General features: G+C 52.8%; 14 protein-coding genes. 9 read left to right on the top strand and 5 right to left on the bottom strand.

The genetic code is table 11. The features are described from left to right. Positions 1–110: 110 nt before the first annotated feature. A complete protein-coding gene (gene corA, locus ACLJTG_RS21545) occupies positions 111–1,061 on the top strand; it encodes a magnesium/cobalt transporter CorA (protein WP_000947139.1) in 951 nt (316 codons plus the stop codon). Between the two features lie 47 nt (positions 1,062–1,108). Here the strand turns inward: corA and ACLJTG_RS21540 are convergent, their stop codons facing one another. After that, positions 1,109–1,489 (bottom strand): hypothetical protein, encoded by a 381-nt coding sequence (locus tag ACLJTG_RS21540; RefSeq protein ID WP_000619297.1) that lies wholly within the window; start codon positions 1,487–1,489, stop codon positions 1,109–1,111. A gap of 174 nt (positions 1,490–1,663) precedes the next feature. On the opposite strand from ACLJTG_RS21540, the gene ACLJTG_RS21535 reads away from it, so the two are divergent. Next, positions 1,664–1,960, top strand: a complete 297-nt coding sequence (locus tag ACLJTG_RS21535; RefSeq protein ID WP_001170054.1) for a hypothetical protein — start codon at positions 1,664–1,666, stop codon at positions 1,958–1,960. Positions 1,961–1,999: 39 nt separating this feature from the next. Here ACLJTG_RS21535 and rarD read toward each other — a convergent pair whose 3' ends face one another. Beyond that, a complete protein-coding gene (gene rarD, locus ACLJTG_RS21530; RefSeq protein ID WP_000339081.1) occupies positions 2,000–2,887 on the bottom strand; it encodes an EamA family transporter RarD in 888 nt (295 codons plus the stop codon). 43 nt (positions 2,888–2,930) lie between these two features. Beyond that, positions 2,931–3,398, bottom strand: coding sequence for an acyl-CoA thioesterase YigI (gene yigI, locus ACLJTG_RS21525; protein WP_001277136.1), 468 nt, complete (start codon positions 3,396–3,398; stop codon positions 2,931–2,933). A 164-nt stretch (positions 3,399–3,562) separates the two neighbouring features. On the opposite strand from yigI, the gene pldA reads away from it, so the two are divergent. The 3 genes from pldA (at position 3,563) to rhtC (ending at position 7,029) form a co-directional block, all read left to right on the top strand. Further along, a complete protein-coding gene (gene pldA, locus ACLJTG_RS21520; RefSeq protein WP_001201692.1) occupies positions 3,563–4,432 on the top strand; it encodes a phospholipase A in 870 nt (289 codons plus the stop codon). An 83-nt stretch (positions 4,433–4,515) separates the two neighbouring features. Continuing rightward, positions 4,516–6,345: an ATP-dependent DNA helicase RecQ gene (gene recQ / locus ACLJTG_RS21515; RefSeq protein WP_001533487.1), complete on the top strand. Its 1,830-nt coding sequence runs from the start codon at positions 4,516–4,518 to the stop codon at positions 6,343–6,345. Between the two features lie 63 nt (positions 6,346–6,408). After that, positions 6,409–7,029 carry a threonine export protein RhtC gene (gene rhtC, locus ACLJTG_RS21510; protein WP_000980080.1) on the top strand — a complete coding sequence of 207 codons (621 nt, stop codon included), beginning with the start codon at positions 6,409–6,411 and terminating at the stop codon, positions 7,027–7,029. A 39-nt stretch (positions 7,030–7,068) separates the two neighbouring features. Here the strand turns inward: rhtC and rhtB are convergent, their stop codons facing one another. Further along, complete coding sequence (gene rhtB, locus ACLJTG_RS21505; RefSeq protein ID WP_000142527.1) at positions 7,069–7,689, bottom strand: homoserine/homoserine lactone efflux protein; 621 nt, start codon at positions 7,687–7,689, stop codon at positions 7,069–7,071. Between the two features lie 110 nt (positions 7,690–7,799). Here rhtB and pldB point away from each other — a divergent pair, with 110 nt between their 5' ends. The 3 genes from pldB to ACLJTG_RS21490 all read left to right on the top strand — a co-directional run bounded on the left by pldB (position 7,800) and on the right by ACLJTG_RS21490 (position 10,612). Next, positions 7,800–8,816, top strand: coding sequence for a lysophospholipase L2 (gene pldB / locus ACLJTG_RS21500; RefSeq protein WP_000487685.1), 1,017 nt, complete (start codon positions 7,800–7,802; stop codon positions 8,814–8,816). Positions 8,817–8,831: 15 nt separating this feature from the next. After that, on the top strand, positions 8,832–9,632 hold the full coding sequence (gene yigL, locus ACLJTG_RS21495; protein WP_000285338.1) for a sugar/pyridoxal phosphate phosphatase YigL: 801 nt from the start codon (positions 8,832–8,834) through the stop codon (positions 9,630–9,632). An 80-nt stretch (positions 9,633–9,712) separates the two neighbouring features. Continuing rightward, the gene (locus ACLJTG_RS21490) at positions 9,713–10,612 is read left to right on the top strand and encodes a carboxylate/amino acid/amine transporter (RefSeq protein WP_001196257.1); all 900 of its coding nucleotides are present in this window, start codon (positions 9,713–9,715) and stop codon (positions 10,610–10,612) included. Here ACLJTG_RS21490 and metR read toward each other — a convergent pair. Further along, entirely contained in the window at positions 10,500–11,453 is a 954-nt protein-coding gene (gene metR, locus ACLJTG_RS21485) for an HTH-type transcriptional regulator MetR (RefSeq protein ID WP_000569786.1), read from the bottom strand. The two genes, ACLJTG_RS21490 and metR, sit on opposite strands and share 113 nt — an antisense overlap. Before the next feature lie 248 nt (positions 11,454–11,701). On the opposite strand from metR, the gene metE reads away from it, so the two are divergent. Further along, positions 11,702–13,966, top strand: coding sequence for a 5-methyltetrahydropteroyltriglutamate--homocysteine S-methyltransferase (gene metE / locus ACLJTG_RS21480; RefSeq protein WP_079951529.1), 2,265 nt, complete (start codon positions 11,702–11,704; stop codon positions 13,964–13,966). Positions 13,967–14,272 lie beyond the last annotated feature (306 nt).

The raw sequence follows: 14,272 nt of genomic DNA, 5'->3' as shown, positions 1-14,272 counted from the left end.
TCATTTTTTCCCGTCGCGTTGAGTCAGGCTGTTTAATGGTCTGAAACCCAATTTGTTTCTGTGTGCCCATCTGAACTGTCCGATATTTTTACGCATTGGGAGTCCCGGTCATGCTGAGCGCATTTCAACTGGAAAAAAACCGACTGACCCGGCTGGAAGTCGAGGAGTCACAAAGCCTGATTGATGCCGTATGGGTCGATTTGGTCGAACCGGACGACGACGAGCGATTGCGCGTACAATCTGAGCTGGGCCAGAGTCTGGCGACGCGTCCTGAACTGGAAGATATCGAAGCATCCGCGCGCTTCTTTGAAGACGAAGACGGACTGCATATCCACTCCTTCTTCTTCTTCGAAGATGCGGAAGATCATGCCGGTAACTCTACGGTGGCATTCACTATTCGCGATGGCCGTCTGTTTACGCTGCGTGAACGCGAACTGCCCGCCTTCCGTTTGTATCGTATGCGCGCCCGCAGCCAGGCGATGGTCGATGGTAATGCTTACGAACTACTGCTCGATCTGTTCGAAACCAAAATTGAACAGTTGGCGGATGAAATCGAAAACATCTACAGCGATCTGGAAAAACTGAGCCGCGTCATTATGGAAGGGCATCAGGGCGATGAATACGACGAAGCGCTCTCCACGCTGGCGGAACTGGAAGATATCGGCTGGAAGGTACGCCTGTGTCTGATGGATACCCAGCGCGCGCTGAACTTCCTGGTGCGCAAGGCGCGCTTACCGGGCGGACAGCTGGAGCAGGCGCGTGAGATCCTGCGCGATATCGAATCTCTGCTACCGCACAATGAATCGCTGTTCCAGAAGGTGAACTTCCTGATGCAGGCGGCGATGGGGTTCATCAACATCGAGCAGAACCGTATTATCAAAATCTTCTCGGTGGTTTCCGTGGTGTTCCTGCCGCCGACGCTGGTCGCTTCCAGCTATGGGATGAACTTCGAGTTTATGCCGGAACTGAAGTGGAGCTTTGGTTATCCAGGCGCGATTATCTTTATGATTCTGGCGGGGCTTGCGCCGTATCTGTACTTTAAGCGCAAGAACTGGCTGTAAAATATACGGACTGGCGATTTAACCGCCAGTCCGTTGGAAGTTCTTCATCATGAGGAAAGTTCTTGTTTTGAAGAAGCGATGAAAGATAGCAGTAGTGTTGTGAGTATTACCCAGGCAATATTGAGTTGTATACCAATGTTATCGCAATCAGCCCCATTGAGTGCGACACTGACTGTACAGAAGACATTTACACCTATAGACAATGCGATGAAATAAAGTGCCCTGCAACCTGAATCTCTGATTCTCTTCGCGCCAATATTAATATGGATATAGGTATTGGCAATAATAAATATTAAATTAAGATATTGGTTTTTAGGCATTATAGTAAATAATATTATCCATGATGATAATGTATAAATAACAAACTTTGCTCGCTTCAATGTATCCCTTGGGGAAGGGTGAAAAATATCTTTAATAATCCTAATCATATTATTTTTTCCATATTGATAACCAACTTCAGATCTCACATGTAAATATATTACACTGAATTTTCTAATGACAGCAATGGTAATTAATGTCATGATAATTACGCTGTACAGCAATCGATAATAATTAAATATATTATCTGGTAATTAACAATTTCAATGAATGGATTTCATAAAATGCAAAAGAAAAATTTCTGGCAAATTTATTTTGGTAAAGACCCTTTTTCTAAAGCCGAATTCATTAAAGCCTGGATTGGATGGTGGGTGATTGCTATTGTCCTGCTCGGTGTACTGTCGATTTGTACTTCATTAAATTTGAGGGGGATTGGAATAGCGTTGGGATTCGGCTTTTGCCAGATCCATGCCCGCTATTTAACGTTTGTTGGTTGGAATAAGTTTATTGGTGTGTTGGGCGTGTTTCCAGTAACAAATATTATATTATTTATTGTATTGCTATTTACTAAGAAGAAATAACATAAAATGGCAGCCAGATAATAGCTGCCATTTTATTATTTAATGCTTACGCCGCTGCGTATAAATCGCATCCATCACGAAAATCGCCAGCGCGACCCAGATAAACGCAAATGTCACCATCTTATCCGCGCCCGGCACTTCGCCATAAAACGTCACCGCCAGTAAAAACATCAGCGTTGGGCCGATATACTGGAAAAAGCCCAGTGTAGAGAGACGCAGACGCGTAGCCGCTCCGGTAAAGCACAGCAGCGGAATCGTAGTGACCACACCCGCCGCCATTAACAGTAAGTTCAACGATAGTGCGTTTTGCCCCATATGGCTGGTAGGGCTATCGGCGATGCCAAACAGATAAATTGCCGCGACCGGCAGCAGCCATAGCGTTTCGACCAGCATACCCGTCTGCGCTTCAACGGCGATCTTCTTACGCACCAGGCCGTAAAACGCAAAACTAAACGCCAGCCCCAGCGCGATAATCGGCAGCGAGCCAAAGGTCCAGAGTTGCACCAGCACGCCGCACACCGCCAGAATCACCGCCAGCCACTGCATTCGACGGAAGCGTTCGCCAAGAAAAATCATCCCCAGCAAGATGTTAACCAGCGGATTAATGAAATAACCCAGGCTGGCCTCCAGCATATGGTGATTATTTACCGCCCAAATGAACAATAGCCAGTTACCGCCGACCAGTACGGCGGACAGGGCCAGCAGGAAAATCTTCTTTGGCGTTTTCAGTAAGCGCTTAACCTGTCGCCACTGCCGGCTGACGCTAAGCAGCGCCACCATAAAGAAAAATGACCAAATCACGCGGTGCGTCAGGATCTCATCTGCGGGAACGTAATAGATCAGCTTGAAATACGCGGGGGCGATCCCCCAAATAAAATAGGCGGCAAGAGCGAGTAATACGCCCTGCCGTGTTTGTTTTGCGTCCATCCGGAAAACTCGTATCTGAAGTGTAACAACAGTTTACCTGCTTTTATCCCACCATATAAGTAGCGGTGGCGCTGGCGATGTACAGCTGATCTTCATTGTGTAATTCCACGCGGGCGACGGCCACTTTATTCCCTGCGCGCAGCAGGCTACTGGTGGCCGTAAAGCGGTTGCCTCTGCCCGGACGCAGGTAATCAACGCGCAGGTCAATCGTTCCCATCCGCGACAGGCGCTGGCGTAGTTCATCTTCGCTGATGGTTTCGTGGCGAGTTAGCGTGCTGCCGACGCATACCAGTCCGGCGGCGACATCCAGCGCAGAGGCGATCACGCCGCCGTGTAAAATGCTTTGCGCCCAGTTGCCGACCATCATCGGCTGGTTGTTGAAGGCCAGTTGGGCGAACGCTTTTTCATAGCGTTCCAGCTCCAGCCCTAACGCCCGATTAAACGGCATGTGGTAGACAAACATTTCACCCACTAATTTCAGAGCTTGTTCAGCGGTAAGTACAGCGGACATAGATTCCTGACACCTCATTGGTTAATGAAATGTTGATATTATGCTTCTTAATTGTTGTTTTCTACTTTAAGAAGGGATAACTAACGGCTATGTGTGTAAATATGTAAAAATGGTTGGCAGAGAATGATTCAAGCTGAAAATACTTCGTCAGGAGAACGTCAAGAATGCGGGCGATTTTGAGAGGGTTGTTGCCAGCCACGCTACTGCCATTAGCGGCATATGCACAAGAAGCTACGATAAAAGAGGTTCATGATGCGCCTGCAGTACGGGGAAGTATCATCGCTAACATGCTACAGGAGCATGATAACCCTTTTACGCTTTACCCTTATGACACGAACTACTTGATCTACACGAACACCAGCGATCTGAACAAAGAGGCCATAAGTACCTACAACTGGTCTGAAAACGCACGTAAAGATGAAGTGAAATTTCAGTTGAGCCTGGCGTTTCCGCTGTGGCGCGGAATACTGGGGCCGAACTCGGTACTGGGCGCTTCCTATACGCAGAAATCCTGGTGGCAGCTTTCCAACAGTAAAGAGTCTTCACCGTTTCGCGAAACCAACTACGAACCGCAGCTTTTTCTTGGTTTTGCTACCGATTATCGCTTTGCCGGCTGGACGCTGCGCGACGTAGAGATGGGCTACAACCATGACTCTAACGGACGTTCGGACCCCACCTCGCGTAGCTGGAACCGTCTGTATACCCGTCTGATGGCCGAAAACGGTAACTGGCTGGTAGAGGTTAAACCGTGGTACGTGATTGGCAGTACCGATGATAATCCGGACATCACCAAATATATGGGTTATTACCAGCTTAAAATCGGTTATCACCTGGGCGAGGCGGTATTAAGTGCCAAAGGCCAGTACAACTGGAATACAGGCTACGGCGGCGCGGAAGTTGGATTAAGCTATCCGGTCACTAAACATGTCCGGCTTTATACCCAGGTGTACAGCGGCTATGGCGAATCGCTGATCGACTATAATTTTAATCAGACACGTGTCGGCGTCGGCGTGATGCTTAACGATATCTTCTGATTGGATTGTGTTTTAAACATTGCAGTTTCTCTCGCAGGCGCTGAAAATAGCGCCTGTTTTGATTTATGGTGAACGGGGTTAATGTGGCGCAGGCGGAAGTGTTGAATCTGGAATCAGGGGCCAAACAGGTTTTGCAGGAAACCTTTGGCTACCAACAGTTTCGCCCGGGTCAGGAAGCGATTATTGATACTGCGCTCTCCGGTCGCGACTGTCTGGTCGTCATGCCCACCGGCGGCGGCAAATCTCTGTGCTATCAAATCCCCGCGTTGTTGCTGGACGGATTGACCGTCGTCGTTTCGCCTCTGATCTCGTTGATGAAAGACCAGGTCGATCAGCTACTGGCGAACGGTGTGGCGGCGGCGTGCCTGAACTCCACTCAAAGCCGCGAGCAGCAGCTTGAGGTGATGGCGGGGTGCCGTACCGGACAGATTCGTCTGCTGTATATTGCGCCGGAACGCCTGATGCTGGACAACTTTCTTGATCATCTGGCGCACTGGAATCCGGTATTGCTGGCGGTGGATGAAGCGCACTGTATCTCGCAATGGGGGCATGATTTCCGTCCGGAATATGCGGCTCTCGGTCAGCTTCGCCAGCGTTTTCCCGCTTTGCCGTTTATGGCATTGACCGCCACCGCCGACGACACCACGCGCCAGGATATTATTCGTCTGCTTGGGCTTAACGATCCGTTAATCCAGATCAGTAGCTTTGACCGACCGAATATCCGCTACATGCTGATGGAGAAGTTTAAGCCGCTCGACCAGCTAATGCGCTATGTTCAGGAGCAACGCGGCAAATCGGGTATCATCTACTGTAACAGTCGGGCGAAAGTGGAAGATACCGCCGCGCGCTTGCAAAGTCGCGGCATTAGCGCGGCGGCCTATCATGCGGGGCTGGAAAACGCTATTCGCGCCGATGTGCAGGAAAAATTTCAGCGCGACGATCTGCAAATCGTGGTGGCGACCGTCGCTTTTGGAATGGGCATAAACAAACCTAACGTACGTTTCGTCGTGCATTTCGATATCCCGCGCAATATTGAATCCTACTATCAGGAAACGGGCCGCGCCGGGCGCGACGGACTGCCTGCGGAAGCCATGCTATTTTACGATCCGGCTGACATGGCCTGGCTACGTCGTTGTCTGGAAGAGAAACCAGCCGGACAGCTTCAGGATATTGAACGGCATAAACTGAATGCGATGGGCGCTTTTGCCGAAGCGCAAACCTGCCGTCGCCTGGTGTTGCTTAATTACTTTGGCGAAGGCCGACAAGAACCGTGCGGCAACTGCGATATCTGTCTCGATCCGCCCAAACAATATGATGGCTTAAACGATGCCCAGATTGCGCTTTCTACCATTGGTCGGGTTAACCAGCGTTTTGGCATGGGCTACGTTGTCGAGGTGATCCGCGGCGCGAATAACCAACGCATCCGCGATTTCGGTCATGACAAACTCAAGGTTTATGGCATGGGACGCGAAAAGAGCCATGAGCACTGGGTGAGCGTGATTCGCCAGCTCATTCATCTGGGGCTGGTAATGCAAAATATTGCGCAGCACTCCGCATTACAGTTGACGGATGCCGCGCGTCCGGTACTCCGTGGAGACGTTCCGCTAAAGCTTGCGGTGCCGCGCATTGTCGCCCTCAAACCCCGCGTGATGCAGAAATCGTTCGGCGGTAATTACGATCGCAAATTGTTCGCTAAGTTGCGCAAGCTGCGTAAAGCTATCGCTGATGAAGAGAATATCCCGCCGTATGTGGTCTTTAACGACGCCACGTTGATAGAAATGGCGGAACAGATGCCGGTTTCCGCCAGCGAGATGTTAAGCGTTAACGGGGTTGGGATGCGCAAACTGGAGCGCTTCGGGAAAGAATTTATGGCGCTCATCCGCGCGCATGTCGATGGTGATGACGAAGAGTAGTCAGCCCGGCAAAAAAGTGCCAGGATGGTGACTCACTGAACTATTTCCCCGCGAGCCATTTTTATGATGATGCTATTTTTCACCGTGGCAATGGTGCACATCGTTGCGCTAATGAGCCCCGGCCCCGACTTTTTCTTCGTGTCTCAAACTGCTGTCAGCCGTTCGCGTAAAGAAGCGATGATGGGCGTACTGGGCATTACCTGCGGCGTGATGGTATGGGCGGGCGTGGCGCTGCTTGGCCTGCATCTCATCATCGAAAAAATGGCCTGGCTGCATACGATCATTATGGTAGGCGGCGGCCTGTACCTGTGCTGGATGGGCTATCAGATGCTGCGCGGCGCGCTGAAAAAACAGGATGCGGCGGCGTCTTCTCCGCACATTGAACTGGCGCAGAGCGGGCGCAGCTTTCTCAAAGGGCTGTTGACCAATCTGTCGAATCCGAAAGCGATTATCTATTTTGGTTCCGTTTTTTCACTGTTTGTCGGCGATAACGTCGGCGCTGCGGCGCGCTGGGGTATTTTCGCGTTAATCACCCTGGAAACGCTGGCCTGGTTTACCGTAGTCGCCAGCCTGTTCGCGCTGCCGAAAATGCGCCGCGGCTATCAGCGTCTGGCGAAATGGATTGATGGCTTTGCCGGCGCTTTGTTTGCGGGCTTTGGTATTCACCTGATTATTTCGCGCTAATTTACCTCCGGGCCGGATAAACATCATCCGGCACGACTATCACGCGTGTCTTGCCGACGCCAGGAGCGCGCCTACCAGCATAAACAACGAACCAAACGCTTTATTCAGCGCCTTCATCTGCTTTGGTCCTTTAATCCAGGCGGCAATGCGCTGCGCCAGCGTGGCGTAACCGGTCATCACAATCATATCCACCACAATCGTGGTGACGCCGAGAATGAGGTACTGCGCCAGTTGCGGTTGCTGCGGCATGATGAATTGCGGAAACAGGGCGGCAAGAAAGACAATACTTTTGGGATTGGTTAGATTGACAAATATCGCCCGTTTGAACAGCCGACCCCGCGATTGCGTCTGGGCGAGAGTATGCAGATCGATAGCGCCTGCGGCGCGCCATTGCTGGATACCCAGCCAGATAAGATAAGCCGCGCCAGCCCATTTCAGAATTTCAAAAGCGAGGAGCGAGCGCGAAAAGAGCGTACCCAGTCCGACGCCCACCAGTACGATATGTATCCCCAGCCCGGTCTGGAGTCCGGCGATAGAAGCCACTGCGCCACGATATCCATGGTTGATAGACGTCGTCATGGTATTGATGGCGCCTGAACCCGGAGAAAGACTCAGCAGAGTTGAGGTCAGTAGATAGGCGAACCACCATTCAAAGGTCATGCGAAACTCCCTGGTTGTCTGTTTTTGTGCCACAATACGCTACTGCCGCTGTGTTGTGTCAGGCACGACGCAAAAAACGATTTTACCTGGTAAACGAGGCCGAAAACCCGATGTTTCAGCAGCAAAATGACTGGGAAACAAGAGAAAATGCGTTTGCCGCTTTTGCTATGGGGCCGCTGACCGATTTCTGGCGTCAGCGGGAAGAGGCGGAGTTTATCGGCGTGGGTAACATTCCGGTGCGCTTTGTCCGTTTTCGAAATGATTCCAACGATCGGACGATCGTCATTTGTCCTGGCCGCATTGAGAGTTATGTAAAATACGCTGAACTGGCGTATGACCTTTTTCATCTCGGTTTTGATATCTTCATCATCGACCACCGTGGTCAAGGGCGCTCCGGGCGGATGTTATCGGACCCGCATCGGGGCCACGTTGATCATTTTAACGATTATGTTGAGGACTTAGCGGCGTTCTGGCAGCAGGAAATTGAGCCGGGGCCGTGGCGTAAGCGTTATATCCTGGCGCACTCAATGGGGGGCGCGATAGCCACTCTGTTCCTGCAACGCCATCGTGTGCGGTGCGACGCTATTGCGCTCACCGCGCCGATGTTTGGTATTGTGATACGCTTGCCTTCCTTTATGGTGCGCCATATTCTCGACTGGGCCGAGGGGCACCAGCGTATCCGTGAAGATTACGCTATTGGTACCGGTCAGTGGCGGGCGTTGCCGTTTGGGATGAATGCGCTGACCCACAGCCGCCAGCGTTATCAGCGCAACTTACGATTTTATGCCGACGAGCCGCAACTGCGCGTTGGCGGCCCCACCTGGCATTGGGTACGCGAAGGCATTCTGGCGGGTGAGCAGGTACTGGCCGGGGCGAGCGATGACACGACGCCTACGCTACTGATTCAGGCGGAAGAAGAGCGGGTAGTGGATAACCGCACCCACGATCGTTTTTGTGAAATTCGCGCCGCGGCGGGATACCCTTGTGAAGGGGGAAAACCGCTGGTTATCAAAGGCGCGTACCATGAGATCCTTTTTGAAAAGGACGCCATGCGCTCAGTCGCGCTTAACGCCATTGTTGAATTTTTCAACAAGCCTAATTTATCCAGCGGAAATCGCTTTGCTTAGAGGTTAAATTTTATTATGTATCAGGTTGTTGCGTCTGATTTAGATGGCACGCTGCTCTCCCCCGACCATACGTTGTCCCCTTATGCCAAAGAGACTCTGAAGCTGTTGACCGCACGCGGCATCCATTTTGTCTTTGCCACTGGTCGTCATCATGTCGATGTAGGGCAAATCCGCGATAATCTTGAAATCAAGTCTTACATGATCACCTCCAACGGCGCGCGAGTGCACGATACCGACGGGAATTTGGTTTTTACGCATAATCTGGACAGCGACATTGCCAGCGACCTGTTCGGCGTGGTGAATGCGAACCCGGACATCGTGACTAACGTTTATCGCGACGACGAATGGTTTATGAATCGTCATCGCCCCGATGAAATGCGTTTTTTCAAAGAGGCGGTATTTAACTACTCGTTGTTTGAGCCTGCGCTGCTGGAGCCGGAGGGCGTCAGCAAAGTGTTTTTCACCAGCGACACTCATGAAAAGTTGTTGCCGCTGGAGCAGGCGATTAACGCGCGCTGGGGCGATCGGGTAAACGTGAGCTTCTCTACGCTAACCTGTCTGGAAGTGATGGCGGGCGGAGTGTCGAAAGGTCATGCGCTGGAAGCGGTCGCTCAGGCGATGGGGTACAGTCTGAAAGAGTGTATCGCCTTTGGCGACGGAATGAACGACGCTGAAATGCTCACGATGGCGGGCAAAGGCTGCATCATGGGCAATGCGCACCAGCGTCTGAAAGACCTGTATCCCGAACTTGAGGTGATCGGCATCAACGCGGATAACGCCGTGCCGCATTACCTGCGCGATCTTTTCTTACGCTGATGTGATTGTTTGTTAGTTGACCAGTTGTCAACTTCACTCTCCGCTACAATGGGTGTTCCCTGTTTTAAGAGACATCCATTGTGGCGCTACTCATCATTACCACTATCCTGTGGGCTTTCTCCTTTAGTTTATTTGGCGAGTATCTTGCCGGGCATGTCGATAGCTATTTCGCGGTGCTGATACGCGTTGGGCTGGCGGCGCTCGTTTTTCTGCCGTTTTTGCGTACTCGCGGGCACAACCTAAAAACCATCAGCCTGTATATGCTGGTGGGGGCGATGCAGCTTGGCATCATGTATATGTTGAGCTTCCATGCTTACCTCTATCTGACCGTATCCGAACTGCTGCTGTTTACCGTTCTGACGCCGCTCTATATCACGCTGATTTACGATGTGATGAGTCAGCGTCGTTTGCGCTGGGGCTATGCATTTAGCGCGTTGCTGGCGGTGATTGGCGCCGGGATTATTCGCTACGATCGCGTGACCGACCATTTTTGGGTCGGTTTGCTCCTGGTGCAGCTTTCTAATATCAGTTTCGCTATCGGAATGGTGGGGTATAAACGTCTGATGGAGACCCGTCCCATGCCGCAGCACAACGCCTTTGCGTGGTTCTATCTGGGAGCGTTTTTGGTGGCGGCGGTGGCGTGGTCGCTGTTGGGGAACGCGCAAAAGCTGCCGGAAACCACGCTGCAATGGAGCATTCTGGTGTTTCTCGGCGTGGTGGCGTCCGGCATTGGCTACTTTATGTGGAACTATGGCGCTACCCAGGTAGATGCCGGGACGCTGGGTATCATGAATAATATGCATGTTCCCGCAGGACTACTGGTTAATCTTGCCATCTGGCATCAGCAGCCCCACTGGCCAAGCTTTATTACAGGCGCGGCTGTGATCCTGGCTTCGCTGTGGGTGCATCGAAAATGGGTCGCTCCGCGCTCCGCACAAACGGCAGATGATCGCAGGCGTGATCCCGCGTCGAGCGAATAAACGCCTCGGTCACCGCCTGACGCTGATCGCCGTCGCGCACGGCGGCATACAGGCGGCTCCACAGACCATCGCCCAGGGTTTTGGTCACCACCAGACCCTGGCGCTCAACGCTTTCCACCACCCAGTGCGGCAGGGCGGCAATGCCCATTCTGGCCGCCACCATCTGAATCAGCAGTAGCGTATTATCCACGCTTTTCAGCAGCGGACTGATACCCGCCGGTTGCAGGAAATGTCGCCAGACATCCAGTCGGCTGCGCTGCACCGGGTAAATCAACAGCGTTTCGCTGGCTAAATCTTCCGGCGTAATCTGCGTTTTGCTAGCCAGCGGATGGTCGGGCGCCAGCACCAGTCGGACTTCAAAATCAAACATCGGCGAATAATGCAGCCCGCTGCGCGGCAAAATATCCGACGTCATCACCAAATCCAGCTCGCCTTGTTGCAAGGCCGGTTGCGGATCAAAAGTGACGCCGGATGTGAAATCCATTTCTACCTGCGGCCAGCTTGCACGGAAGTTTTCCAGCGCCGGGGTCAGCCACTGAATACAGCTATGACATTCAATAGCGATGCGCAGACGAGTTTGCTGCGGTTCGTTGCACGCCTGCAGCGCACGGCTGATTTGCGGCAGCACCTGGTTTGCCAGTTGCAGCAGAACTTCCCCCTGCGGCGTAAAGCGCAGCGGCTGGCTTTTACGCACGAACAGGCGGAAGCCAAGGCGTTGTTCCAGATCGCTGAACTGATGAGACAGAGCGGATTGGGTCTGGTGCAGCACCGCCGCCGCGGCAGCCAGCGATCCACTATTCCGCAATGCCTGGAGTGTTTTCAGATGTTTAATTTCGATCATGAAAGTCCTTCACTTCGCCATGAACAAATTGCGCTTGAGGAATATACAGTACCTTTACATTATGGATGTGTAAACATCCAGACGTCTAAAACTCGTCATATTTCGACTTGCAGATGCGTTGGCTTCCTTGCTTACCCCAGTCACTTACTTCAGTAAGCTCCTGGGGATGCGCTGTGTCGCCGCCTTCCTGCAAGCCGAACTATTTAGAGTTTTACTTTCAGATTCAATAAAATAAGAGAGGAAGTAAAATGACAATATTGACTCATACCCTCGGTTTTCCTCGCGTTGGCCTGCGTCGCGAGTTGAAAAAAGCGCAAGAGAGCTACTGGGCGGGGAACTCAACGTGTGAAGCGTTACTGGCGGTGGGCCGCGAACTGCGCGCGCGTCACTGGGAGCAGCAGAAACAAGCGGGTATTGACCTGTTACCGGTAGGCGACTTTGCCTGGTACGACCATGTTCTGACCACCAGCCTGCTGTTAGGCAATGTGCCGGCTCGTCATCAGAACAACGACGGTTCCGTGGACATCGACACTCTGTTCCGCATTGGCCGCGGTCGCGCGCCAACCGGCGAACCGGCGGCGGCAGCGGAAATGACCAAATGGTTTAATACTAACTATCACTACATAGTACCGGAGTTCAGCAAAGGCCAGCAGTTCAGACTCACCTGGACACAATTGCTGGAGGAAGTGGACGAAGCGCTGGCGCTGGGGCATAAGATCAAACCCGTACTGCTGGGGCCTGTCACGTATCTGTGGCTGGGTAAAGTGAAAGGCGAACCGTTTGACCGCCTGACGTTGCTGAAAGACATTTTGCCGGTGTATCAGCACGTGCTGGCTGAACTGGCGAAGCGTGGTATTGAGTGGGTCCAAATTGATGAGCCAGCGCTGGTGCTGGAACTGCCGCAGGCGTGGCTGGATGCCTTCAAACCGGCTTACGACGCGCTCGCCGGCCAGGTGAAGCTGTTGCTGACGACCTATTTTGAAGGCGTGACGCCAAACCTGGACACTATTATCGCGCTACCGGTACAGGGGTTACATGTTGACCTCATTCATGGCAAAGATGATGTAGCGGAACTGCATCAACGTCTGCCGGTCGACTGGCTGCTCTCCGCAGGCTTGATTAACGGGCGTAATGTCTGGCGCGCCGATTTGACCGAAAAATACGCGCAGATTAACGCCATTGTGGGCAAACGCGCGCTGTGGGTAGCATCCTCCTGCTCTTTGCTGCACAGCCCGATCGATCTCAGCGTCGAAACGCGTCTGGATACGGAAGTTAAAAGCTGGTTTGCCTTTGCGCTGCAAAAATGCGGTGAACTGGCGTTGCTGCGCGATGCGCTGAACAGCGGCGAAACGGCGGCGCTTGAGGAATGGAGCGCACCGATTCAGGCTCGTCGTCACTCCCGCCGCGTACATAATGCCGCGGTAGAAAAACGCCTGGCGGCGATCACCGCGCAGGACAGCCAGCGTGAGAATCCGTATGAGGTGCGCGCTGAAGCGCAACGCGCCCGCTTTAAACTTCCCGCCTGGCCGACGACGACTATCGGTTCGTTTCCGCAAACCACGGAAATTCGCGGCCTGCGTCTGGACTTCAAAAAGGGCAACCTCGACGCGAATAACTACCGTACCGGCATCGCCGAACATATCAAACAGGCTATCATTGAGCAGGAGCGTTTAGGGCTGGATGTGCTGGTACACGGCGAAGCCGAGCGAAACGACATGGTGGAATACTTCGGCGAGCATCTGGACGGCTTCGTCTTTACCCAGAATGGTTGGGTGCAAAGCTATGGCTCCCGCTGTGTGAAACCGCCGGTAGTGATTGGCGATATCAGCCGTCCGGCACCGATTACCGTGGAGTGGGCGAAATATGCCCAGTCGCTGACCGACAAGCCGGTAAAAGGGATGTTGACCGGCCCGGTGACTATTCTTTGCTGGTCATTCCCCCGCGAAGACGTGACCCGCGAAACGATTGCGAAACAGATTGCGCTGGCGCTGCGTGATGAAGTCGCGGATCTGGAGGCGGCGGGGATCGGGATTATTCAGATCGACGAACCGGCGCTGCGCGAAGGTCTACCGCTACGTCGCAGCGACTGGGACGCCTATCTGGAATGGGGTGTGGAAGCCTTCCGCATCAACGCGGCGGTGGCGAAGGATGAAACCCAGATCCACACCCACATGTGTTACTGCGAGTTCAACGACATTATGGATTCGATCGCCGCGCTGGACGCGGATGTGATCACCATTGAGACCTCCCGCTCGGATATGGAGTTGCTGGAGTCGTTCGAAGCGTTCGACTACCCGAACGAAATCGGGCCGGGCGTGTACGATATTCACTCGCCGAACGTGCCGAGCGTCGAGTGGATTGAAGCCCTGCTGAAGAAGGCGGCACAGCGTATTCCGGCACAACGCCTGTGGGTGAATCCGGACTGCGGTCTGAAAACTCGCGGTTGGCCAGAAACCCGCGCGGCGTTAGCGAACATGGTCAAAGCGGCGCACAATCTGCGTCAGGCGAAATAACCCATCCTGGTCGCTGCGTTTATCCGGCAGCAATGCGGCGCTACCCTTTGACGGGTAGCGCCCGTGCCTGACCTGATTAACAGCGCCTCTTTCTTCTCATTTCCCTTTTTCTTATTTTCCGTGCTGTCTTTTTCAGGATCTGGCTATTTGGCGATCTTGATAATAAAAAGGTTCTCCGTATGAATGACAACCAGGCGGATAGCGTCCCCGGAAGCAGCGCGGCGGCTTTTATTGCCTCGCAGATCGTTTTTCCTGTCATGATCGCCCAGCGCTCTCATAGCACAAAACGAGGTTTTCCATTCTGTT

Origin of the sequence: Salmonella sp. SAL00672, assembly GCF_046552175.1 — a bacterium.
Taxonomy (GTDB): Bacteria; Pseudomonadota; Gammaproteobacteria; order Enterobacterales; family Enterobacteriaceae; genus Salmonella; species Salmonella enterica.
The sequence above is the reverse complement of the archived record's forward strand: the minus strand, read 5'-3'. Positions and strand labels throughout refer to the sequence as shown.

What these genes read in the sequence shown, in the direction of transcription:
- ACLJTG_RS21540 (WP_000619297.1), bottom strand. Translation starts at nt 1,489, where the DNA reads ATGATTAGGATTATTAAAGATATTTTTCACCCTTCCCCAAGGGATACA.
- pldA (WP_001201692.1), top strand. Translation starts at nt 3,563, where the DNA reads ATGCGGGCGATTTTGAGAGGGTTGTTGCCAGCCACGCTACTGCCATTA.
- rarD (WP_000339081.1), bottom strand. Translation starts at nt 2,887, where the DNA reads ATGGACGCAAAACAAACACGGCAGGGCGTATTACTCGCTCTTGCCGCC.
- rhtC (WP_000980080.1), top strand. Translation starts at nt 6,409, where the DNA reads ATGATGATGCTATTTTTCACCGTGGCAATGGTGCACATCGTTGCGCTA.
- yigI (WP_001277136.1), bottom strand. Translation starts at nt 3,398, where the DNA reads ATGTCCGCTGTACTTACCGCTGAACAAGCTCTGAAATTAGTGGGTGAA.
- yigL (WP_000285338.1), top strand. Translation starts at nt 8,832, where the DNA reads ATGTATCAGGTTGTTGCGTCTGATTTAGATGGCACGCTGCTCTCCCCC.
- metR (WP_000569786.1), bottom strand. Translation starts at nt 11,453, where the DNA reads ATGATCGAAATTAAACATCTGAAAACACTCCAGGCATTGCGGAATAGT.
- pldB (WP_000487685.1), top strand. Translation starts at nt 7,800, where the DNA reads ATGTTTCAGCAGCAAAATGACTGGGAAACAAGAGAAAATGCGTTTGCC.
- metE (WP_079951529.1), top strand. Translation starts at nt 11,702, where the DNA reads ATGACAATATTGACTCATACCCTCGGTTTTCCTCGCGTTGGCCTGCGT.
- ACLJTG_RS21535 (WP_001170054.1), top strand. Translation starts at nt 1,664, where the DNA reads ATGCAAAAGAAAAATTTCTGGCAAATTTATTTTGGTAAAGACCCTTTT.
- corA (WP_000947139.1), top strand. Translation starts at nt 111, where the DNA reads ATGCTGAGCGCATTTCAACTGGAAAAAAACCGACTGACCCGGCTGGAA.
- rhtB (WP_000142527.1), bottom strand. Translation starts at nt 7,689, where the DNA reads ATGACCTTTGAATGGTGGTTCGCCTATCTACTGACCTCAACTCTGCTG.